Source organism: Streptomyces sp. JNUCC 63, assembly GCF_054366325.1.
In genome coordinates this window covers 5,547,212-5,567,742 of sequence record NZ_CM135963.1, presented here as the reverse complement: position 1 = coordinate 5,567,742, position 20,531 = coordinate 5,547,212, and the positions used below count along the sequence as shown (strand labels likewise).

At 73.2% G+C, this 20,531-nt stretch carries 18 protein-coding genes, 1 pseudogene and 1 riboswitch; of the genes and pseudogenes, 12 read left to right on the top strand and 7 right to left on the bottom strand.

Features of this window, described 5'->3' with window-relative positions; all coding sequences use genetic code 11:
* Positions 1–148: 148 nt before the first annotated feature.
* From ACX25U_RS25550 to ACX25U_RS25525, 6 genes are all read left to right on the top strand, one after another.
* Positions 149–772, top strand: coding sequence for a TetR family transcriptional regulator (locus ACX25U_RS25550; RefSeq protein ID WP_454383408.1), 624 nt, complete (start codon positions 149–151; stop codon positions 770–772).
* A 350-nt stretch (positions 773–1,122) separates the two neighbouring features.
* Positions 1,123–1,181, top strand: a riboswitch (cobalamin riboswitch).
* A 143-nt stretch (positions 1,182–1,324) separates the two neighbouring features.
* Complete coding sequence (locus ACX25U_RS25545; RefSeq protein ID WP_454383407.1) at positions 1,325–2,578, top strand: prenyltransferase/squalene oxidase repeat-containing protein; 1,254 nt, start codon at positions 1,325–1,327, stop codon at positions 2,576–2,578.
* A gap of 14 nt (positions 2,579–2,592) precedes the next feature.
* Positions 2,593–3,243 carry an SCO2322 family protein gene (locus ACX25U_RS25540; protein ID WP_454394506.1) on the top strand — a complete coding sequence of 217 codons (651 nt, stop codon included), beginning with the start codon at positions 2,593–2,595 and terminating at the stop codon, positions 3,241–3,243.
* Between the two features lie 8 nt (positions 3,244–3,251).
* Complete coding sequence (locus ACX25U_RS25535; RefSeq protein WP_454383405.1) at positions 3,252–4,346, top strand: CbiQ family ECF transporter T component; 1,095 nt, start codon at positions 3,252–3,254, stop codon at positions 4,344–4,346.
* Positions 4,343–6,028: an ABC transporter ATP-binding protein gene (locus ACX25U_RS25530; RefSeq protein ID WP_454383403.1), complete on the top strand. Its 1,686-nt coding sequence runs from the start codon at positions 4,343–4,345 to the stop codon at positions 6,026–6,028. The genes ACX25U_RS25535 and ACX25U_RS25530 overlap by 4 nt, the downstream gene beginning before the upstream one ends.
* Positions 6,025–6,861 (top strand): ECF transporter S component, encoded by an 837-nt coding sequence (locus tag ACX25U_RS25525; RefSeq protein WP_454383402.1) that lies wholly within the window; start codon positions 6,025–6,027, stop codon positions 6,859–6,861. Before ACX25U_RS25530 ends, ACX25U_RS25525 begins: the two co-directional genes overlap by 4 nt.
* 19 nt (positions 6,862–6,880) lie before the next feature.
* Here ACX25U_RS25525 and ACX25U_RS25520 read toward each other — a convergent pair.
* A pseudogene (locus ACX25U_RS25520) lies at positions 6,881–7,294 on the bottom strand (zinc ribbon domain-containing protein); the annotation flags it as partial.
* Positions 7,295–7,363: 69 nt separating this feature from the next.
* On the opposite strand from ACX25U_RS25520, the gene ACX25U_RS25515 reads away from it, so the two are divergent.
* Positions 7,364–7,897, top strand: coding sequence for a PH domain-containing protein (locus ACX25U_RS25515; RefSeq protein WP_454383400.1), 534 nt, complete (start codon positions 7,364–7,366; stop codon positions 7,895–7,897).
* A gap of 16 nt (positions 7,898–7,913) precedes the next feature.
* Here the strand turns inward: ACX25U_RS25515 and ACX25U_RS25510 are convergent, their stop codons facing one another.
* On the bottom strand, positions 7,914–9,866 hold the full coding sequence (locus tag ACX25U_RS25510) for a glycoside hydrolase family 5 protein (RefSeq protein ID WP_454383398.1): 1,953 nt from the start codon (positions 9,864–9,866) through the stop codon (positions 7,914–7,916).
* 584 nt (positions 9,867–10,450) lie between these two features.
* Between ACX25U_RS25510 and ACX25U_RS25505 the strand changes: the two genes are divergently transcribed.
* Both ACX25U_RS25505 and ACX25U_RS25500 read left to right on the top strand, forming a co-directional pair.
* Positions 10,451–11,815, top strand: coding sequence for an MFS transporter (locus ACX25U_RS25505; RefSeq protein WP_454383397.1), 1,365 nt, complete (start codon positions 10,451–10,453; stop codon positions 11,813–11,815).
* A gap of 210 nt (positions 11,816–12,025) precedes the next feature.
* On the top strand, positions 12,026–12,697 hold the full coding sequence (locus ACX25U_RS25500) for an O-methyltransferase (RefSeq protein ID WP_454383396.1): 672 nt from the start codon (positions 12,026–12,028) through the stop codon (positions 12,695–12,697).
* Positions 12,698–12,712: 15 nt separating this feature from the next.
* Here ACX25U_RS25500 and ACX25U_RS25495 read toward each other — a convergent pair whose 3' ends face one another.
* Positions 12,713–13,105, bottom strand: a complete 393-nt coding sequence (locus tag ACX25U_RS25495; RefSeq protein WP_454383395.1) for a hypothetical protein — start codon at positions 13,103–13,105, stop codon at positions 12,713–12,715.
* Positions 13,106–13,244: 139 nt separating this feature from the next.
* Here ACX25U_RS25495 and ACX25U_RS25490 point away from each other — a divergent pair, with 139 nt between their 5' ends.
* Entirely contained in the window at positions 13,245–13,652 is a 408-nt protein-coding gene (locus ACX25U_RS25490) for a DnaJ family domain-containing protein (protein ID WP_454383394.1), read from the top strand.
* Positions 13,653–13,657: 5 nt separating this feature from the next.
* Here ACX25U_RS25490 and ACX25U_RS25485 read toward each other — a convergent pair whose 3' ends face one another.
* Positions 13,658–14,713 (bottom strand): hypothetical protein, encoded by a 1,056-nt coding sequence (locus tag ACX25U_RS25485; RefSeq protein ID WP_454383393.1) that lies wholly within the window; start codon positions 14,711–14,713, stop codon positions 13,658–13,660.
* A 5-nt stretch (positions 14,714–14,718) separates the two neighbouring features.
* Positions 14,719–15,375, bottom strand: coding sequence for a hypothetical protein (locus tag ACX25U_RS25480; RefSeq protein WP_454383391.1), 657 nt, complete (start codon positions 15,373–15,375; stop codon positions 14,719–14,721).
* Positions 15,376–15,534: 159 nt separating this feature from the next.
* On the opposite strand from ACX25U_RS25480, the gene ACX25U_RS25475 reads away from it, so the two are divergent.
* Positions 15,535–16,053 carry a GNAT family N-acetyltransferase gene (locus ACX25U_RS25475; protein WP_454383390.1) on the top strand — a complete coding sequence of 173 codons (519 nt, stop codon included), beginning with the start codon at positions 15,535–15,537 and terminating at the stop codon, positions 16,051–16,053.
* Between the two features lie 12 nt (positions 16,054–16,065).
* Here ACX25U_RS25475 and ACX25U_RS25470 read toward each other — a convergent pair whose 3' ends face one another.
* Positions 16,066–18,165 (bottom strand): DHA2 family efflux MFS transporter permease subunit, encoded by a 2,100-nt coding sequence (locus ACX25U_RS25470; RefSeq protein ID WP_454383389.1) that lies wholly within the window; start codon positions 18,163–18,165, stop codon positions 16,066–16,068.
* A gap of 162 nt (positions 18,166–18,327) precedes the next feature.
* On the opposite strand from ACX25U_RS25470, the gene ACX25U_RS25465 reads away from it, so the two are divergent.
* Entirely contained in the window at positions 18,328–19,491 is a 1,164-nt protein-coding gene (locus ACX25U_RS25465; protein WP_454383388.1) for a peptidoglycan-binding domain-containing protein, read from the top strand.
* Between the two features lie 104 nt (positions 19,492–19,595).
* Here ACX25U_RS25465 and ACX25U_RS25460 read toward each other — a convergent pair whose 3' ends face one another.
* Entirely contained in the window at positions 19,596–20,255 is a 660-nt protein-coding gene (locus ACX25U_RS25460) for an HAD-IA family hydrolase (RefSeq protein ID WP_454394504.1), read from the bottom strand.
* Positions 20,256–20,531: the final 276 nt, after the last annotated feature.

Sequence of the window (20,531 nt, the reverse complement as noted above, 5' to 3'; positions counted from 1 at the left end):
AGTTTCAGACTTGATCGTTCAGGAGGCTCCGAATCTACCGGCAGGTAGCCACGCTGTGAGCAGTGAATCAGGTGATTCGCGCCACGGCCCGGCGCCACTGCCTGCGGTCCGATCACCGGGCCTCACCGACTGTCACGGAACGGGACCCATGCCTGCGCAAGCCAGCACCTCCCGGCTCGCCACACCGCCCCTCACCGAGCGGCAGGAGGCCCGTCGCCGCCGCATCCTGCGCGCGAGCGCGCAGCTGGCCTGCCGGGGCGGCTTCGACGCCGTGCAGATGCGGGAGGTCGCGGAGTCCTCGCAGGTGGCGCTCGGCACGCTGTACCGGTACTTCCCGTCCAAGGTGCACCTGCTGGTCGCGACGATGCAGGACCAGCTGGAGCAGATGCACGGCGCGCTGCGCAAGAAGCCGCCGGCCGGCGGGAGCGCGGCCGAGCGGGTGGCCGAGGCGCTGATGCGCGCCTTCCGCGCCCTGCAGCGCGAGCCGCAGCTCGCCGACGCGATGGTCCGCGCCCTGACCTTCGCGGACCGCGGTGTGAGCCCCGAGGTCGACCAGGTCTCCCGGCAGACCACCGCGATCATCCTGGACGCGATGGGCCGGGAGGACCCCACCCCCGAGCAGCTGTCCGCGGTCCGCGTGATCGAGCACACCTGGCACTCGGCCCTGATCACCTGGCTCTCGGGCCGCGCGTCGATCGCCCAGGTGAGGATCGACGTGGAGACGGCCTGCCGCCTGATCGACCTGGCGGCGCCCCCGGCAGGGCAGAAATAACAGGCCGGCCGGGAAGGGCAGAGAAAGAACCTACGAGACGGGTTCCCTTCGCCGGTATTGCCCGGATCAGGTGATGGGGGTCGCTTCCGGTCCAACTACTACCTTCAGCCTCTCAGCCCGACCGTCGACGTCGGCCTCGGCGGATGCCCTGCGGCGTCTCGCCCAAGTCGGCTACTCCGGTTGAACTCCCTCACTCGCCTCGTAGGCCACTTCTAGAATAATCCTCCACGGCCGGATGGAACCCCCCGAACCGGGATTTTTTTCTCCTATTTCCCCGGCGGGAACACCGGCTCGGGGCCCTTCCGGCGGGCCGGTACAGTGGCGGGGTCGTCATCACACCCGTACGGGGGGAAGCCGGTGCGAATCCGGCGCTGACCCGCAACCGTGAGCCGTCCCGCGAGGGCGGCGAGCCGGACTGCCCCGGGCGGGACGTGACCGGCTCATGTGCGTCGGCGGGTCCGCCGGCGTACGGCACCGTCGAGGTCTACGGAGCCGAGCCGCCGGGGTGTCCCGTGCCGCCCGGCTCCCCGCAGGGAGAGGCACCCGCCGATCATGAACGTCCGCCGCAGCGCCGCAGCCATAGCCGCCGTCGCCGTGCTCGGTCTCACGGCGCCCACGGCCGTCGCAGATTCGTCCCCCGTCCCGTCCGCGTCGCCGTCGCCGCCTTCGGGGCTCTACGGCAGCACCGACCCCAAGTACGACGGTGTCTGGAGGCAGTCCCTCGCCCTGCTCGCGCAGCACACCGTGGGCGTGCGGCCCGCCGCGAAGGCCGTGGACTGGCTGACCGGGCAGCAGTGCGCGGACGGTTCGTTCGCCCCCTTCCGTGCCGAGCCGGGCGGCGCCTGCGACGCCAAGGTGATGGTCGACACCAACAGCACCGCCGCCGCCGTACAGGCCCTCGCCGCGCTCGGCGGTCACGACGCCGTGACCGGCAAGGCGGTCTCCTGGCTGAAGTCCGTGCAGAACAAGGACGGCGGGTGGGGGTACACGCCGGGCGGCCCCAGCGACACCAACTCGACCTCGGTCGTCATCGGCGCGCTCGCCGCCGTGGGCGAGAAGCCCGAGAGTGTGGTGAAGGACGGCAAGTCGCCCTTCGACGCCCTGGTCGGGTTCGCCCTGCCGTGCTCCGGTGACGGGGGCGGTGCCTTCGCCTACCAGCCGGACAAGAAGGACAAGCTCGAGGCCAACGCGGACGCCACGGCGGCGGCCGTCGTCGGCGCGCTCGGGCAGGGCCTGGCCGCCCAGGGCAACAGCGGCAAGGACTCCGGCGGCACTACTCGTTGCGTCGACGCCGACAAGCCCGACCCGGCCCGGGCGGCGGCCAACGGTGCGGCCTACCTGGCGCAGGCCGTCGCCAAGGACGGTCACCTCACCTCCGTGCTTCCCGGTGCCACCGACCAGCCCGACTACGGCAACACCGCCGACGCCGTCGTCGCCCTCGCCGCGCAGGGCGGTGCCGCACAGGCGCAGAAGCCGCTGAAGTGGCTGGAGCGGCACGCCGAGGCGTGGGCCGATCAGGGCGGGCCCGCGGCCTACGCCCAGCTCGTCTTCGCCGCCCACGCCGCCGGGGCCGATCCGCGTGACTTCGGCGGCATCGACCTGGTCGAGCGGCTCAACGCGACCGGCCCCGCCCCCCAGGCCACCGCCGTGGGCAAGGTCGCCGAGGACACCAGGGCCGCCGAGAAGTCCGCGAAGGACGACTCCCCCTTCGGCGTCTGGTGGATCGTCGGTGTCTTCCTCGTCGCGGGCATCGGCATCGGGTTCCTGCTGAGCGGACGCAGGAACAAGCCGGGGCAGCAGCCGTGATACGCCGGGTGCGGATGCTGTCCGCCCTCGTCCTGGCCGCCTTCCTGCCGGCGGCCGGGGCCGGGCAGGCGCAGGCTGTCGGGTACCGGTACTGGTCCTTCTGGGACCGTGACGGCGAGAGCTGGACGTACGCCACCGAGGGGCCGTCGACGGCGCGTCCCTCCGACGGTGACGTGCAGGGGTTCCGGTTCTCGGTGAGCGAGGACTCCCAGGACGCGAGCAAGCCGCGCGGGACGGCCGGCTTCGGGGCCGTCTGCGGCGGGACGCCGGCCCGGGAGGGCAGCAAGCGGGTCGCGCTCGTGCTCGACTTCGGTACCCGCGCGGACGCCCCGGCCGGGGAGACCCCGCCGGCGCCGCGGACCGCCTGTGCCCGGGTGCCCGCCGACGCGACCACCGCGGAGGCCCTGGCGTCCGTCGCGGGGCCGCTGCGGTACGACGCCAACGCCCTGCTGTGCGCCATCTCCGGGTATCCGCGAAAGGGGTGCGGCGAGCAGGTGGCCGCGGGGAAGAGCCCCGCCGAGGAGGGCGAGAAGGGGAAGAGCCCCGCCGAGGAGAAGAGCGAGCCCGGCACCGGCCCGTCGGTGGGTCTCCTGGCCGGTGCTGCCGCGGTGCTCGCGCTGGGCGCGGCGGCGGTGTGGCAGGCACGGCGGCGCAGGGATGCGTGAGACCAGGGATGCGTGAGACCACCGTGCACGCGGGTGCGTGGTGGCTGTGGGCCCTGGCTCTGGGGACCGCGGCCACCCGTACCACCAACCCGCTGCTGCTCGGCCTCCTCCTCGCGGTCTCCGGCTACGTCGTGGTGACCTGCCGTCCCCCCACGCCCTCCGCCCGTTCCTACACCGCCTTTCTCAAGCTCGCCCTCGCCGTTCTCGCCATCCGTCTCGTCTTCGCCGTCGTGCTCGGCTCGCCCGTCCCCGGCACGCACGTGCTCGTCTCCCTTCCCGAAGTCCCGCTGCCGCACTGGGCGCAGGGCATCCGGCTCGGGGGCAGGGTGACGGCCGAGGCGGTCGTCTTCGCTCTGTACGACGGACTGAAGCTGGCCACCCTGCTGGTCTGCGTGGGCGCCGCGAACGCCCTCGCCGCGCCCACCCGGCTGCTCAAGTCCCTTCCCGGCGCCCTGTACGAGACCGGGGTCGCCGTCGTCGTCGCGCTCACCTTCGCCCCGCACCTGATCGCCGACGCCCGGCGCCTGCGGGCCGCCCGCCGGCTGCGGGGCCGGCCCGACCGGGGTGTGCGCGGGCTGCTGCAGGTCGGACTGCCGGTCCTGGAGGGCGCGTTGGAACGCTCGGTGGCCCTCGCCGCCGCGATGGACGCCCGCGGCTACGGCCGTACCGCCGAGGTCGCGCCCGCCGTGCGCCGTACGACCGCCGCGCTCACCCTCGGTGGTCTGCTGGGCGTCTGCGCGGGGACGTACGGGCTGCTCACCGCCGAAGGCGGCACCTACGGTCTTCCGGTGCTGCTCGCCGGGCTCGCCGCCGCCCTGGCCGGTCTGTGGCTGGGCGGGCGCCGGTCTCCTCGTACCCGCTACCGCCCCGACGCCTGGAACCCGCGGTCCTGTGCCGTGGCGGGGTCGGGCGCGGTGGTCGCGGCGCTGCTGGTGCTCGCCGCCGCCCGGGATCCCGAGGCCCTGCACCCGGGGGTGGTGCCGCTCGTCGCGCCCGCTCTTCCGCTGTGGCCCGCCGCCGCCGTGCTCCTCGGCCTGCTCCCCGCCTTCGCCGCGCCCGCACGACCCGCCCCCGCACGTCCCGCCTTCAAGGAGCCGTCGTGATCCGCTTCGAGGATGTCTCCGTGACGTACGACGGGGCGGACCGACCCACCGTCCAGGGCGTCGACTTCGAGGTGCCCGAGGGTGAACTCGTGCTGCTCGTCGGGCCGTCCGGCGTCGGCAAGTCCACCGTGCTCGGCGCGGTCAGCGGGCTGGTGCCGCACTTCACCGGCGGCACCCTGCGCGGACGGGTCACCGTGGCCGGCCGGGACACCCGCACCCACAAGCCGCGCGAGCTCGCCGACGTGGTCGGCACCGTCGGCCAGGATCCGCTGTCGCACTTCGTCACGGACACCGTGGAGGACGAACTCGCCTACGGCATGGAGTCGTTGGGGCTCGCCCCGGACGTCATGCGGCGGCGTGTGGAGGAGACCCTGGACCTGCTGGGCCTGGCCGGTCTGCGCGACCGCCCCATCGCCACGCTCTCCGGCGGCCAGCAGCAGCGGGTAGCGATCGGCTCGGTCCTCACCCCGCACCCGAAGGTCCTGGTCCTGGACGAGCCGACCTCGGCGCTCGACCCGGCCGCCGCCGAGGAGGTCCTCGCCGTCCTGCAGCGGCTGGTGCACGACCTCGGGACGACGGTGCTCATGGCCGAACACCGCCTGGAACGTGTCGTCCAGTACGCCGACCAGGTCGTCCTCCTCCCCGCTCCGGGCGCCGCCCCGCTGCTGGGCACCCCGGCCGACATCATGGCCGTGTCCCCCGTGTATCCGCCGGTGGTGGACCTGGGCCGGCTGGCGGGCTGGTCCCCGCTGCCCCTGACCGTGCGGGACGCCCGCCGCCGGGCCGCGGATCTGAGAGGGCGGCTGGACGGGCGGGAGCCCGTGCCCACGGGTGCGGCTCCGGCCGCGGCGCCCCCGGTTCCCGTGCCTCGGCAGGCGTCGCGGTGGCGGCTGCGGCGGCAGGCTGTTCCCGGGCCCGGGGCCGAGCCGATGCACGTGGCCGAGGCCCGCTCCCTCGCCGTACGCCGCGACGGCATCCAGGCGCTGCGACACGTCGGGCTGTCCGTCGCTCCGGGCGAGACCATCGCGCTCATGGGCCGCAACGGCGCCGGGAAGTCCACGCTGCTCGGCTCGCTCGTCGGGCTGGTCGAACCGTCCGGCGGGTCGGTCCGGGTGGGCGGCGCGGTCCCGCACCGCACGTCGCCCCGCGAGCTCGTACGGCGGGTCGGCCTCGTCCCGCAGGAGCCGCGCGACCTGCTGTACGCCGACACGGTCGCCGCCGAGTGCGCGGCGGCCGACCAGGACGCGCAGGCCGCCCCCGGGACCTGCCGTGCGCTGGTCTCCGAGCTGCTGCCCGGCGTCACCGACGGCACCCACCCCCGTGACCTGTCCGAGGGCCAGCGGCTGGCGCTCGCGCTCGCCGTCGTGCTCACCGCCCGGCCGCCCCTGCTGCTGCTCGACGAACCGACCCGCGGACTGGACTACGGTGCGAAGGCCCGCCTGGTCGCCCTGCTGCGCGCTCTCGCCGCCGAGGGACACGCCATCGTGCTCGCCACGCACGACGTGGAGCTGGCCGCCGAGCTGGCCCACCGGGTGGTCCTGCTCGCCGAGGGCGAGGTGATCGCCGACGGTCCGACGGCCGAGGTGGTGGTGTCCTCCCCGTCCTTCGCGCCGCAGGTCACCAAGATCCTGGCCCCGCAGCGGTGGCTCACGGCGGCCCAGGTCCGCGAGGCGCTGGCATGAGGGTTCGTACGAAGGCTGATCCTCAGGCGCGGGCCGTCCGGCTCGGCCCCCGCTCCCTCGCCGCGCTCGCCCTGGTCAGCGCGGTCGGTGCGGTCGCCTTCACCTGGCCGTTCCTCGCCCCGCCCGCCTCGCAGCTCAGCGCGCACGCGCAGGACGCGCCCTGGCTCTTCGCGGGTCTGCTCGTCCTCCTGGTCGCCGTGGTCGCCGCGACGATCTCCGAGTCCGGGCTCGGCCCCAAGGCCGTCGCCATGCTCGGTGTGCTGGCCGCGACGGGGGCCGCGCTGCGCCCGATCGGGGCCGGGACGGCCGGTATCGAGCCCATGTTCTTCCTGATGGTGCTGAGCGGGCGCGTGCTCGGGCCGGGCTTCGGGTTCGTGCTGGGCTCGGTGACGATGTTCGCCTCCGCGCTGCTCACGGGCGGGGTGGGGCCGTGGATGCCGTTCCAGATGCTGGCCATGGGGTGGTTCACCATGGGCGCGGGCCTGCTGCCGGGCCCGGACCGCCTGCGCGGCCGTACGGAGCTGATTCTGCTGGGCCTCTACGGCTTCCTGGCCGCCTTCGCCTACGGCACGGTCATGAACCTCGCGGGCTGGCCCTTCATGGGCACCCTCGCCTCCGCCATCGCCTTCGACCCGCACGCGGGCGTCCCCGCCAACCTGGCCCGCTTCGTGGCGTACTGCCTGGCCACCTCGCTGGGCTGGGACCTGGGCCGGGCCGCCGTCACCGTCGTACTGACCCTGGTCCTCGGCCCCGCCGTCCTCAGGGCGCTGCGCCGTGCCACCCGCCGGGCCGCCTTCGAGACGCCGGTCACTTTCGACGCGCCCGCGCGGTGACCCTTTGGTGAGCGGGTGTTCAAGTGGGGCCTGGACCACTTGGCTTCCTCCCCCGCCCGGAGGCGGGGATTCCAGCGGTCGCCCGCTGGGCTTCCTGCTTCACCGACGACCGCCCCGTCCGGGAGGACTCCCGTTGAGGTCCTACGCCGTCTCCACGGGCAGACACGGCCGGCCCGACCGCCAGGATGTCGCGCGCCGCGTTCACATCGCGGTCATGCGCCGTGCCGCAGTCGCACGTCCACTCGCGGACGGTCAGGTCCTCGATCACGACAGTTCTCACGGACGGGTCGAGTGGTGAGCTTGTGTCGGGTTCGCGGCCTTCCCCCCCCGTCGACAGGGTCACCAGGAACGTACTGCCCGCGTCGATGCCGACCGCGTTCGCCGTGGCCAAAGCCGACGCGATGGTGTCCTCACACAGCAGGGACACGAACCAAGGAGCTTCCGATGGCGCGGGCTGGAGGAGCCGTACCCATGCGGGAATCAATGTGCCAGGATGCCGCTCATGGTGAACGTGGACCGTCATCTGGCCGATGACGAGGAGCTGGTGCACGCGACCCGCCAGCACTGGACCCAGATGGTCGGCGAGTTCGTCGTCCTGGTGCTCGTCTGGGCGGTGGCGGGCGCGCTGTTGTGGGTGATTCCGTCCGACAAGGACTGGGGCACCGTGGCCCGGTACGTGGTGCTGGGCCTGGCGGTGATCGTCTCCGTGTGGTTCTGGCTGCGGCCACTGCTGATATGGCGCAGCACCGTGTACATCGTCACGACGAAGCGGGTCTCCGTGCGCAAGGGCTTCCTGACGAAGACGGGGCACAGCATCCCGCTGGCCCGCGTCAACGACGTGGAGTTCCGCGCCACTTTGTGGGAGCGGATCCTGCGCGAGGGAACGCTGACCATCCAGTCGGGATCGGAACACGGGACGCTCGCACTGAAGCACGTACCGGAGCCGGAGGGTCTGCAGAGCCTGATCTATGCGGCGGTGGAAGACGAGCAGCACAGCCACCAGTGGGGCAGCGCGGTACCACCGGTCACTGGGTGACGTTCACCCCGGAGGTTCAGCCCAGTTTCCGGCAGTACAGGGCGTCCGGGGTCCGGGCGGAGCCCAGCCGGCCGGTCCAGGCGATTCCGGCCGCGTACTCGTCGTTCGCGCACTGGCCCTTGTAGTGGCCGTGGGCGAAGTCGCCGCCCCGGGGGGCCGGGCCCCTGTCGTCGCCCCGGCCGAACCAGACGGTCCGGCCGCTCGCGCCGAGCGCCCCGGCCGGGGCGGTGACGCACAGGGCGGCGGAGACGGCTGAGCCGCGGACGCTGTAGCCGGTGAGGAACTGGCCGTCGGCGCACTGGAGTTTGGTGTATCCGTAGGCCCAGTCGTAGCCCGGTGCGACATGGCGCTCGTCGACGACCACCTCATGGGTGCCGGCCGGGTCGGCCAGGGGGCCGGTGGACACGTCCGAGCACAGGCCGCGGCTGCCGGTGTGGCTCAGGCCGAGGAGACGCTGTCCGTCGGGGCAGACGGCCTTGCGGGCACCGGGATTCCAGTCGGGCAGGGCCCGCATCCGCCGGGAGGCGACGAAGTCGCCGTGGTCGGGGCTGAGCATCGACCAGTGCGCCACGGGGTCGACGTGGCCGGTGCGGCCCGCGGCCCGGATCAGCCGGGTCCAGGCGGCGGCCCGCCAGTCGTCCCCGTCGTAGAGGCCCATGCGGTGGCCGCCCGCGTCCCAGTGCAGCAGGGCCCAGCCGTTGCCCTTGCGGTTATCGTGCCAGCCGACGAGCGGCCAGTACGCGAAGTCGGCGTCGGTACGGATCAGGTGGTCGACGAAGTTCTCGAACCAGGCGCGCGGTGCGGCGCCGGTCTCGTCGCGGCCTCCGACGCCGAACTCGCTGATCCAGACGGGAGCGGTGAAGTGCCGGTCCTGCTCGGCGGTCACGAAGAACGCCTGGCGGTTCAGGACGTCGACCAGTTCGGTGGGTGTCAGGTCGCGGTAGCGGGGGTCGCTGGTCTCGCCCAGTCCGGTGGCGCCGCTGTGGTTCGGGCCGGTGTAGTCGTAGAAGTGGGCCGAGTACACGAGTTTGCCGGAGTCGACGAGCGTGTGCGAGAGGCGGCGTACGGGTTCCAGGGTGGGGCGTCCGTGTGCGAAGCCGTCGACCGGGATGCCCGTCCAGTTGATGCCCTCGACGATGATCAGGAGGTCGGGGTCGGCCTCCGTCAGGATGCGGTCGCCGAGGTGCTGCGAGGCGGCGAACCAGTCGTGCTGGTCGCCCAGGCCCCAGTTGGGGTCGTCCCAGACGCTGCGGCGCACCTCGTTGTAGAGGTCGGCGCCGACGACACGCTGGTTGTCCTTGTAGCGGCGGGCCATGAAGAGCCAGTCGTTCTCCCAGGTCTCGGTGGACCGGCTCGCGTTCCAGCGTTCGTTGCCGTCGACTCCGCAGCACCAACGGGTCGTGTTGGTGTGGTTGTTGAGGATCACCGCGAGGCCGGCGGCGGTGAGTTCCCGCACCACCGCGTCGTACACCTGCAGTGGTGTCCTTCCGCGCAGGGAGGGGTTGGCGGCGACGGCGCGGTCGGTGACGGGACGGCTGTCGTGGATCATCTCGTTGGAGAAGGGCAGCCGGACGCTGTTGATCCCGATCTCCTCGAACCCGGCGATGATCTCGGCCATGGGCGCCCGGTCCAGGCCCAGCGGAATGCGGCCGGAGTTCTCCCCCGCGTGGTGGTCGGTGTCCTCCTCGGCGCTCCCCGACCCGTTCCACGTGCCGCTGGCCCCGTGCCAGTTGCCCGAGCGCAACTTGAAGCGGTTCCCGTGCGCGTCGACGATCCAGCGGCCCCGCGTGCTGAGCGGCGGCGTCCAGTCCGCGGCGGTTCCGGACGGCGCGGCGGCCTCGGCCCCGGACTCCCGCACCGCGGCGGCCGCGGGGACCGGCGCCAGGGGCACCAGCAGGAGTACGGCGGCCAGTGTGGCCCTGACGAAGGATCCGCGCACGGTGACCGTCCCGAGTGACGTCGATGTCATGTATGCGTCAGCATAATAGACGGTGGAACGCCACTCCAGACCTCACCGAAGCAGGCTCGCCGCCGAGCTCGAGGCCCCGGCACGGGACCGGCATCGAGACGCGGGCCTCTGCCCCGGCTCGCGCCCCTGCCATGCGGGAAGAATGGGCGGGGCTCACCGACGCCGTGGAGCCGGCCCCGACCGAGCCGGTCGCCGACGTCCGCCCTCCCGCCCCTGTGCCCCTCCATGAACCCTACGAGGCTCACACCTCCCCCCGGGAAGGGACGCGGGCCACCCCCGCTTCACCTGCCGTCCACCCGCCTTTTGTCCGGTTGGCGACAGTGCGAGGGCGGTTCGGTTGCGCTCGCGGGGCGCGAGAAGGGTCACAGCGCGGGGCCGCGGGACACGGCCGGCGGAGAACCTGCGTGCCTGCGTATCGGGTATTTGAATGCAGTATGCATTGAATCGCGTACGGTACGTAAGGGGACCAAGCAGCCTTATGGTCGTTTTTCGGCCTGCCGTGCGTGGGCCGTTCTCGGCCCGCTCGCCAGCGCCGACGCGTGGGTCATGCCCCTGTCCCCGTCGAAAGGTAGGCGAGCGAAACCTTGTCGGCCCCCACAGTCACCGCTCCCCGGTACGTATCCCTCACCAAGACCCCCGACGCCACCGTCACCGACCCAGCGCTCGTCAGGCGCGCCGTGAAGGCGGCCGCGCTCGGCAACGCGATGGAGTGGTTCGACTTCGGTGTCTACAGCTACATCGCGGTGACCCTGGGCAAGGTCTTCTTCCCCTCCGGCAACCCGACGGCACAGCTGCTCTCCACGTTCGGCGCCTTCGCCGCGGCCTTCCTGGTCCGCCCGCTCGGCGGCATGGTCTTCGGCCCGCTCGGCGACCGCATCGGCCGCCAGAAGGTGCTGGCCTTCACCATGATCATGATGGCCGTGGGCACCTTCGCGATCGGCCTGATCCCGTCGTACGCCACGATCGGCGTCGGCGCACCGCTGCTGCTGCTGGTGGCCCGGCTGGTGCAGGGCTTCTCCACCGGCGGTGAGTACGCGGGCGCGTCCACCTTCATCGCCGAGTACGCCCCGGACCGGCGGCGCGGCTTCCTCGGCAGCTGGCTGGAGTTCGGCACGCTGGCCGGTTACGTCGGCGGCGCGGGCCTGGTCACCCTGATGACGGCCCTGCTCTCCTCCGACCAGCTGACCTCCTGGGGCTGGCGGATCCCGTTCCTGATCGCGGGCCCGATGGGCATCATCGGCCTCTACCTGCGGATGCGCCTGGAGGAGACCCCGGCGTTCGCGGCGGAGGCGAAGAAGGCCGGGTGCAGCCGTCCGAAGGTGCCGCTGCGCGAGATGATCGCGGGCCAGTGGAAGGCGCTGTTGCTCTGCGTGGGCCTGGTGCTGGTCTTCAACGTCACCGACTACATGCTGCTGTCGTACATGCCGAGCTATCTGACCAGCGTGCTCAAGCACGACGCGACGCACGGCCTGCTCGTGGTGCTCTGCGTGATGGTGCTGATGATGATCGCCCAGCCGTTCGCCGGCGCGCTGACCGACCGCGTCGGGCGCCGTCCGGTGATCGCGGCCGGCTGCGCGGGCTTCCTGCTCCTTTCGGTCCCGGCGCTGCTGCTGATCCGCCAGGGCAGCCTGGCGGCGGTGGGCCTGGGCATGGGCGCGCTGGGCCTGCTGCTGGTCTGCTTCACGGCCTCGATGCCCTCCGCGCTCCCGGCACTGTTCCCGACCCGGGTCCGCTACGGCTCGCTGTCGATCGGCTTCAACGTCTCCGTGTCGCTGTTCGGCGGTACGACCCCGCTGGTGGTCACGGCCCTGATCGGCGCGACCGGCAACCTGATGATGCCCGCGTACTACATGATGGGGGCGTCGCTGATCGGCGGCGCGGCGGTCTGGTTCATGGCGGAGTCGGCCGGGCGGCCGCTGCCGGGGTCGGCGCCGTCGGTGGAGGCGTAGGCCCGGCCGCGTCCGGTCCCCTCAGGAGTCACGCCCTCCGTCCTGCCGTCACCGCCGACCCGGTGCCGGCGACAGGACGGGGGGCGTCGGCATGGTGGCGGATGGCCACCCGCAAGCGACTGAAATACCCTGACAGCACCCTTGTACCCGGCTATATTCACGAGTACGACTAGTTAGAATAACTAACTAGATATACGAAAGGCTTGGTGCATGAGCGACTCGCAGCTCTGGGACGACGTGGACGCCTACTTCACCGCACTGCTCTCCCCGGAGGACGAACCCCTGCGGGCCGCGCTGCGCGACAGCCACGCGGAGGGCCTGCCGCACATCAACGTCACGCCGAACCAGGGCAAGCTGCTGCAGCTCTTCGCCCGGCTCCAGGGCGCCCGCGCCATCCTGGAGATCGGCACGCTCGGCGGCTACAGCACCATCTGGCTGGCCCGCGCGCTGCCCGCCGACGGCAGGCTGATCTCGCTGGAGTACGACGCCCACCACGCCGACGTGGCCCGCCGCAACATCGCGCGGGCCGGGCTCGACCGGATCGCCGAGGTGCGGACGGGCCCGGCCCTCGAGTCGCTGCCCAAGCTCGCCGACGAGAACCCGCCACCCTTCGACCTGGTCTTCATCGACGCCGACAAGGTCAACAACCCGCACTACGTGGAGTGGGCCCTGCGGCTGACCCGCACCGGCAGCCTGATCGTCCTGGACAACGTCGTACGCGGCGGCAGCGTCACCGACGCCTCCAGCACCGACCCGAGCGTGCGCGGCACCCGGGCCGCCCTCGAACTCATCGCCGAGCACCCGAGACTCGAGGGCACGGCGATCCAGACGGTCGGCAGCAAGGGCCACGACGGCTTCGCGCTGGCGCGGGTGGTGGAGTAGGGCCCGCAGGGGCCGTCATACCTCTTGGTAAAAGCCCACGTTGATGCTGCGCGGGCTCGTACGGTCCTGGACGACGATCTCGCCGGAGCCGCCCCGGGGCAGCGGGACCGTCCCGCCGTAGGCGAGGGGCTGGATGTATTCGCCGGCCGTGAGGCGCACCTCGGAGGACGGGTCCGGCTGGGAGCCGCGCAGCCAGGTGACCTGCCAGGTGCCGTCGGGTCCGCACACGAACTCCAGGTGGACCCGGGAGACGAACAGCCAGTCGTCGGGCGTCACCAGGCGGCACACGGCCCGGTCCCGGCCCACCCGCAGCACGGCGCCCGGATCGCTGGGGGCGTCGGCCATGAGCATCCCGGCCGTGGAGCCCTCGTCCGTCCCGGAGACGGCGGCCATGGTGAGTTCGAGCACGTGCGCTCCTCGTGGTTCGGGGCGCGCGAGCCGCTGCTTTGTGCTCGGGTGCGCCCATGCCTTGCGCGGAGCTCCGGGTCGGTGCACCGCGGCGGCATGATAAATCGCCCGGCCCGGGCACGTCCGGCACAATGAACTCATGACCGAGCGAAAGCCACCCGGCGTTCCGTTCGGGTCCTGGGTCGACAAGCAGATCCGTGACGCGCAGGGGCGCGGCGAGTTCGATCGGCTGCCGGGTGCGGGCAGGCCGCTGCCGGACGACATGTCGTACGAGGAACTGTGGTGGGTCAAGCGCAAGATGGCCCGCGAGGGCCTGACCGCCCTGCCTCCGTCGCTCGCGCTGCGCAAGGAGGCCGAGGACGCGCTCGCGGCGGCCCTCGCGGCCCCGTCGGAGCGGATCGTCCGCAAGATCGTCGCGGACATCAACGCCAAGATCCTCGACATGATGCTCAAGCCGCCGCCCGGTCCTCCGCTGGGCCTGAAGCGGTACGACGTCGAGGAGGTCGTCCGCGAGTGGCGCGGGCGGCGGCGGGCGGCGGCCGAGTAGGCGGTTCAGAGGCGGGTCAGCCGGTCGGCCAGCTCGCGGTAGTCCCGCAGGGCCAGCCGCAGCCGCTCGGTGTCGGCGACCGCCGCGGCCTTCCCCCCGTCACCGTCCAGCCAGGCCGACCGCAGGGTACGGCGCCGCCGGGCCAGTGCCTCGGTGAACCGCTCGGCAAGCTCCTCCACCGCCCGGTCCGCCTCCTCCACGGCGCCCCGTGGCCCGTCGATGAAGCCGGCGACAGCACCCCGCAGCCGGGCCCCGAACTCGTCGCACTCCTCGGGAGGGAGCAGCGGGGTGGGCGCGGCACGGCCGCTCGGGCCGGCGGGCGCGCCGCGAGCCGCGGAGTCTCCCTCCCGCTTCGGTGATCCAGCGGCTCCACCACCAGCCCCGAACACCGCCGCCTCACGACCGACCCCGCCGCCGGACGCGGGGACACCGTCCCGCCCCGGTGATCCAGCGGCTCCACCACCAGCCCCGAACACCGCCGCCTCACGACCGACCCCGCCGCCGGACGCGGGGACGCCGTCCCGTCCCTCTGACCGGGTGGCCCCGCCAGGAGCCGCGCGGGTACCGGCCGCCGTCCCGCGGCTGTCGGCGCCGTCAGGTCCCGGAATGCCGTCCCGTTCCGATGCCCCGGCGCCCCCGCCGTAAGCCCCAGCGGCTCCGGGCGCCGCCTCACGGCCGGCCCCGTCGTCGAGTCCTGGGACGCCGTCCCGTCCCGGTACTGGGGCGCCGCCCTGCGCCGTTCGGGTGCCGGCCGGAGCCTCGCCACTCGGGGCGTCGTGGCCGGCCACGGCCTCCCGGCCGGTCACGGAGGTACCGCCGGGGACCGCTCCGCCGCCCTGCACCGCCTCGCGACCCGCGACCGCACCACCGCCCGGCGCCGCCTCGCGAGCGGCAGCCGTGTCCCGGTCCGGAACCGTCTCGCGGCCCGCCACCGGATCACGGCCCGCGGCCGGATCACGGCCCGCGGCCGGCTCCCGCGACGTCACCGGATCCTGGCCGCTCTCGGCCCACTCCCCGCCATCAGCGCGCCCTCGGCCTTCGCCGGGTGTCACGTCGGACATCTCGATCAGCTCTCCTTCGCGTGGCGTCGGTCGAGGGCCCACGGGAGGTGGGAGCCGTGGTGGGTCCCGGACTTGGCGGCGCCCTCGGGGGCGGTGTCACCGCGGGCCGGGGTCAGCAGGTCCTCGAAGAGGTCGCGGGCCTCGACCATGGAGGCGCGCAGGTCCTCGGTGCTCGCGCGGTTCTCCGGCGCGCCGTCCAGAGGGGCGTGCGCGGCGCGGTGGACGCGGCGGTAGCCGTGGACGTGGTGTCCGTGGTGCACGGACAGCGCGGCCAGTTGCTCCTCGTACTGGCCGTCGGCCGGGAACCCCCGGGCCCCGGCCAGCTCGGCGAGCAGCCGGTCCGCCTCGGCGACCGCCTCCCGCGGCGAGTCGACGAACCGCTCCTGCGCGGCCGTCCAGCGCGCCTCGAACCGCTCGCGCTCGGCCGGTTCCAGCGACCGCTCCCGCAGGTCGCCGTGGCGTTCCACGCGCGCGGCGAGTTCACGCTCGGCGGCCCTGGTGTCGCCGTCGTGGCGGGCCACGGTCCGGTCGTACTCCGGACCGAAGCGCCGCTTCAGGCTCCGCCCGCCGTGCTCCCCACGAGCACGCGAGGTCAGCACGGCCGCCACCACGACGACGGCCGCCACAATCACGATCAAAGCGATGATCAGGCCTGTGGACATGGGCACCTTCCGGATCGATCGGCCCAACTGGCCGGTTCTTCCATCGGGTTGCCCGGAAGTTGATCGACAAACTGCCCGTCAGGGCGTGAAGCGGCGCAAAGCCCGCCGCTCCGGATATCCGGTTGCGCGCCCACCGGGCCCTCCGCCGAGAATGCCCGCATGTCCCCGACCCCCACCCGGGCCTCCTCCCCCTGGACCGTGGCCCCCGAGCCGTACGGCTCCCCCGTCGCCACCGCGCTCTGGCGGGCGTACTACACCGAGGTCAGCGACCGCTGGTACCTGCTGCACGAGGGACACCGCACCGACCCCGACGAGCTGGAGCGGGAGATCGCCGCCCACACGGGCGCCGAACTCACCCCGCCCACGGGGCAGTTGCTGCTCGCCCGCTACGACGGCACCCCGGCCGGCACCGCGGGCGTACGACTGCTGGACGCCGCGACCGCCGAGCTCACCCGGGTGTTCCTGCGCGAGGAGGCGCGCGGCAGGGGCGGCGGCGCGCTGCTGGTCGCCGCCGCCGAGGACGCGGCCCGCACGCTCGGCGCCCGGCGGATGATCCTCGACACCCGCGGCGACCTCGTGGAGGCCCGCGCCCTGTACGCGCGGCTGGGCTATGCGGAGACCGAGCCGCACAACGACGACCCGTACGCCGAGCACTGGTTCGGCAAGTCCCTCGCCTGAGGACCCTGAGGGTCAGGCCGGCCGGGTCACCGGCCGCCCGTCGTGCGGCCGTTCCTTCTCGGAGCCGCACAGCTCCCCGGTCAGCTCCTTCACCAGCTGCACCAGGTCGGTCGGCCGGTCGGGGCCCCACCAGTCGCCCAGCAGCTCCGCCAGCGACTCCTCCCGGGCGTGCGCCAGACGCTCGGCGGTCTCACGGCCCGCCTCGGTCAGTACGAGGTCCGGGCCCCGGCGCTCGGCGAGGCGCCGCTCCTCGACCTGGCGGGCGGCCTCGATGATCACGTGCAGCGGGACGGAGCTGCGCTCGGCCAGCACGGCCGGCTCCGCCCAGCCGTACTTCTTGATCCGCAGCAGCAGCCAGCTCGCCGCGGGCTTGAGGTCGTAGCCCGCCCGCGCGGTGATCTCCCGGTAGATCTCGCGCCGCCCCTCGCGTGTGCCCAGCAGGGACAGCGCCCGGCACACCTCGTCGTACGAGGACCGCTCGACCGGGTTGGTGGCCAGCGTCTGCGTGCCGTCGGGGGCCGTGACCGAACCACGCAGCCTGTCCTCCTTCAGGAACCAGGCCAGGACGAAACCGAGCAGGGCGACCGGGGCGGCGTAGAGGAAGACGTCGGTGATGGCGGAGGCGTACGCGTGCAGGGCCGCCGGGCGCAGCGCGGGCGGCAGGCCGGCGATGCCGCGCGGGTCGGCCTTGAGCGCGTTCGCCGAGACTCCCGGCGGCAGATGGACGCCCTTGAACCCGGCGGTCAGCGTGTCCCCGAGGCGGCTCGCGAAAACCGTGCCGAAGATGGCCACGCCGAAGGAGGCGCCGATGGAGCGGAAGAAGGTGGCGCCGGAGGTGGCGACGCCCAGGTCCTCGTAGCTGACGGCGTTCTGCACGATGAGGACGAGGACCTGCATGACCAGGCCGAGGCCCAGCCCGAAGACGAAGAAGCTGCCGCTCATCCCGGCCGTGGAGCTGTGCTCGTCGAGCCGGTGCAGCAGGAGCAGCCCGATGGTGGTGACGGCCGTGCCCAGGATCGGGAACACCTTCCAGCGGCCGGTGCGGCTGACGATCTGCCCGGAGCCGGTGGAGGCCAGCAGCATGCCGACCACCATCGGCAGCATGTGCACACCGGACAGCGTCGGGGAGATGCCCCGCACGACCTGCAGGAAGGTCGGCAGGTAGGTCATCGCGCCGAACATGGCGAAGCCGACGATGAAGCTGATGACCGCGGAGAGGGAGAAGGTGCGGATGCGGAACAGCTTGAGCGGCAGCACCGGCTCGGCCGCCCTGCGCTCCACGGCCACGAACGTCACGGCGAGTACGACGCCCAGCACCGCCAGGCCGACGATCTGCGGCGAGCCCCAGGCCCAGGTGGTGCCGCCGAGCGAGGCGACCAGCACCAGGCAGGTGGCGACCGAGGCGATGAGAAGGGTGCCGAGGTAGTCGATGACGTGGCGCTGCGCCCGGCGCGGGATGTGCAGGGCGGCCGCGATCACGGCGAGGGCGACGACGCCGACGGGCAGGTTGACGTAGAACACCCAGCGCCAGCTCAGATGCTGGGTGAACACGCCGCCGAGCAGCGGCCCGAGGACGCTGGTCGCGCCGAACACCGCGCCGAACAGGCCCTGGTAGCGGCCGCGTTCGCGGGGCGGGACGACATCGCCGACGATCGCCATGGACAGCACCATCAACCCGCCGCCGCCCAGGCCCTGCAGCGCCCGGAACGCGATCAGCTCGGGCATGTTCCGCGCCATGCCGCACAGCGCGGACCCGATCAGGAAGATCACGATCGCGGTCTGGAACAGCTTCTTGCGGCCGTACTGGTCACCGAGTTTGCCCCACAGCGGGGTCGCGGCGGTCGACGCCAGCAGGTACGCCGTGACCACCCAGGACAGGTGGTCGAGCCCGCCGAGGTCGCTGACGATGGTGGGCAGCGCGGTGGAGACGATGGTCTGGTCGAGCGCGGCCAGCAGCAGCCCGAGGAGCAGCGCGCCGATCGAGACGAGGACGTTGCCGGGCACGTGCTCGGGCTCGGGCACGGCACCGCCGTGCAAGGGCGGCGCGGACGGCGGCTCCGGTTCCCGCACCTCGCCGGTCGTCCCGCTCCTGCCGTGCGCATCCCCGGCCATGGAGACCTCCCGAGGCTCTCGTGACATCTTCCATCGTCATGGGTGTGACCCGTTATGGCCCGTTGAGTCCTGCTGGACGCCGCCATTCCGGGGGGGCTTCGGGGAGGTGGCGTGTGGAAGATCTGCATAATCCTTGGAGTTCGCAAGGGAAGGGACCGACGCGTGGAAGAGCGGAGGGGGCACGTCTGCCCGGAGTGCGGGGCACCCCGGGGCACGGGCAACGCCCCGTCGTGCGCCTGCGGGAGCCGGGCGTCCGACGCGCTGCGCGACGCGCGGACGGCTGAGGCGGCGGCGGCCGAGGACTTCGATCCGCTGCGGATACGGCCGTACGTGGAGCTCGAGGAGGCGGAACGGGGCGCCGAGGGCGAGGAGAGCGCGCAGGCGCGCCCCCAGGGGGAGCCGGAGCGAACCGCCCCCGCGGACGCCACGATGCCGCTGCGGGCCGTACCCGCGGACTCGACGATGCCGCTGCGAGCCGCACCCGGGCTGTCCGCCCCGCTGGCACCGCAGCGGGGCGGGCCGAACGCGTCCGACCTCAGCCTGTTCGAGTCCACGACCGCCGGGCCGGCCGCCGGCATCGACGTCGGCGCCGGCGCCGAGGGGCCGCAGTCTGCCCGCCGTGGCGGCCGGCGCCGCCGCACGACGGTCGTGCTCGCCGTGTGCGCGGCCGTGGCCGCGGTCGTGGCGGCGGCCGGGTTCACAAGTGGGCTGCTCTCCTACGACTCTCCGGAGCGGGATCGCGCGTCGCGCTATGTGCGGGAGAGCGTGCCGGACGCGTCGGCGGACACGTCCGCGACGCCCTCGCCGACAGCCTCCGGGGCGTCGTCGGCACCGTCGGCCTCCGCGAGCGGGTCGCCGTCCGACGGCGAGAGCGCCTCGTCGTCGCCCTCGTCGTCGTCCTCGTCGTCGGCTTCGGACACGGCCTCGCAGTCGCCGTCGGCGTCTGCCCCGCAGGCCGGGACCGGCCCGGGTGCCGGCCCGGGTGCCGGGCCGGGTGCCGGGCCGGGTGCCGGGCCGGGTGCCGGGCCGGGTGCCGGGCCGGAGCGGTCCGAGCCGCCCCAGCCCGCGACGACCCTCCGCGCCCCCGCGCCCCCGGATCCCGGCCCCGTGCTGCGTTCCGGCGACCGGGGTCCCGAGGTGACCGAACTCCAGCAGCGGCTGCGCCAGTTGTACCTCTACAACGGCAAGACGGACGGCTTCTACAACGGCCGGGTCGAGAAATCCGTACGCACCTACCAGTGGGCCCGCGGCATCAGCACGGACGAGTCCGGGGTGTACGGCCCGGCGACGAGGGCGAGCCTGGAGTCGGAGACGAGGGCACCCTGAGCGGGGCGCCGGCTGCCGCCAGGGCCTGTCCGGCGGATCGAGTCGCAGGAAATCAGCGGTCGGCTGTCGGCCTCCCGTCTGCGGCATGACCCGCCGGACAGGCCCTACCCCACGTGCAGCCGGATCGTCCCGTCCCCCGCGGCCCGGACCCGCACCTGGGTCAGGTCCGGTACCACCGCGTCCGGCCGGTGGAACCCGGCGCGCGGTCCGACCCCGATCACCCGCATCCCCGCGGCGCGCCCCGCCGCCATCCCAGCGCCGGAGTCCTCGAACACCACGCAGTCGGCGGGCGCGACACCGAGTTCGGCGGCGCCCTTCAGGAAGCCCTCGGGGTCGGGCTTGCTCGCCCCGACGGACTCCGCGGTGATGCGGACATCGGGCAGGGGCAGTCCGGCGGCGGCCATCCGGGCCGTGGACAGACCCACGTCGGCCGAGGTCACGAGCGCGTGCGGGAGCCCGCGCAGCCCGGCGAGGAACTCCGGCGCCCCGGGTACGGGAACCACCCCGTCCATGTCCGAGGTCTCCTCGGCGAGCATGCGCGCGTTCTCGGCGAGGTTCTGTTCCTTGGGCCGGTTCGGCAGCAGCAGCGCCATCGAGGCGTGCCCCTGGCGCCCGTGGACCACCTTCATCACCTCGTCGCCGTCCAGCCCGTGCCGGTCGGCCCACCGCCGCCAGACCCGCTCGACGACGGCATCCGAATTGACGAGGGTGCCGTCCATGTCCAGCAGGAGGGCGCGGGCGGTGAACACGGCGGTGGCCGTCATCGGCAGCTCCAGGGCGCGGTGCAGGGACAAGGCGGCCCCGCCCGCCGGTCAGGGAGAGCGGGCGGGAGCCACTTTGTTTCCCCACGGTACAAAACAACGCGAGAACCCGCCACCACCCGCACCACCGTTCACCCGGGGTTCACCCTCCGGCCACCGATTCCCGGGCCGGCGAGTGGAGGTTTTGGGCCACCGCCGAAGCAGGCGATCAGGGGAAACGCCGACCGGGGTGGCCCAGATCCGCTACCTGTCGGCCGGGCTGAACACACTCGAACAGAG

What these genes read in the sequence shown, in the direction of transcription:
- ACX25U_RS25550 (WP_454383408.1), top strand. Translation starts at nt 149, where the DNA reads ATGCCTGCGCAAGCCAGCACCTCCCGGCTCGCCACACCGCCCCTCACC.
- ACX25U_RS25545 (WP_454383407.1), top strand. Translation starts at nt 1,325, where the DNA reads ATGAACGTCCGCCGCAGCGCCGCAGCCATAGCCGCCGTCGCCGTGCTC.
- ACX25U_RS25540 (WP_454394506.1), top strand. Translation starts at nt 2,593, where the DNA reads ATGCTGTCCGCCCTCGTCCTGGCCGCCTTCCTGCCGGCGGCCGGGGCC.
- ACX25U_RS25535 (WP_454383405.1), top strand. Translation starts at nt 3,252, where the DNA reads ATGCGTGAGACCACCGTGCACGCGGGTGCGTGGTGGCTGTGGGCCCTG.
- ACX25U_RS25525 (WP_454383402.1), top strand. Translation starts at nt 6,025, where the DNA reads ATGAGGGTTCGTACGAAGGCTGATCCTCAGGCGCGGGCCGTCCGGCTC.
- ACX25U_RS25515 (WP_454383400.1), top strand. Translation starts at nt 7,364, where the DNA reads ATGGTGAACGTGGACCGTCATCTGGCCGATGACGAGGAGCTGGTGCAC.
- ACX25U_RS25510 (WP_454383398.1), bottom strand. Translation starts at nt 9,866, where the DNA reads ATGACATCGACGTCACTCGGGACGGTCACCGTGCGCGGATCCTTCGTC.
- ACX25U_RS25500 (WP_454383396.1), top strand. Translation starts at nt 12,026, where the DNA reads ATGAGCGACTCGCAGCTCTGGGACGACGTGGACGCCTACTTCACCGCA.
- ACX25U_RS25490 (WP_454383394.1), top strand. Translation starts at nt 13,245, where the DNA reads ATGACCGAGCGAAAGCCACCCGGCGTTCCGTTCGGGTCCTGGGTCGAC.
- ACX25U_RS25485 (WP_454383393.1), bottom strand. Translation starts at nt 14,713, where the DNA reads ATGTCCGACGTGACACCCGGCGAAGGCCGAGGGCGCGCTGATGGCGGG.
- ACX25U_RS25480 (WP_454383391.1), bottom strand. Translation starts at nt 15,375, where the DNA reads ATGTCCACAGGCCTGATCATCGCTTTGATCGTGATTGTGGCGGCCGTC.
- ACX25U_RS25475 (WP_454383390.1), top strand. Translation starts at nt 15,535, where the DNA reads ATGTCCCCGACCCCCACCCGGGCCTCCTCCCCCTGGACCGTGGCCCCC.
- ACX25U_RS25470 (WP_454383389.1), bottom strand. Translation starts at nt 18,165, where the DNA reads ATGGCCGGGGATGCGCACGGCAGGAGCGGGACGACCGGCGAGGTGCGG.
- ACX25U_RS25460 (WP_454394504.1), bottom strand. Translation starts at nt 20,255, where the DNA reads ATGACGGCCACCGCCGTGTTCACCGCCCGCGCCCTCCTGCTGGACATG.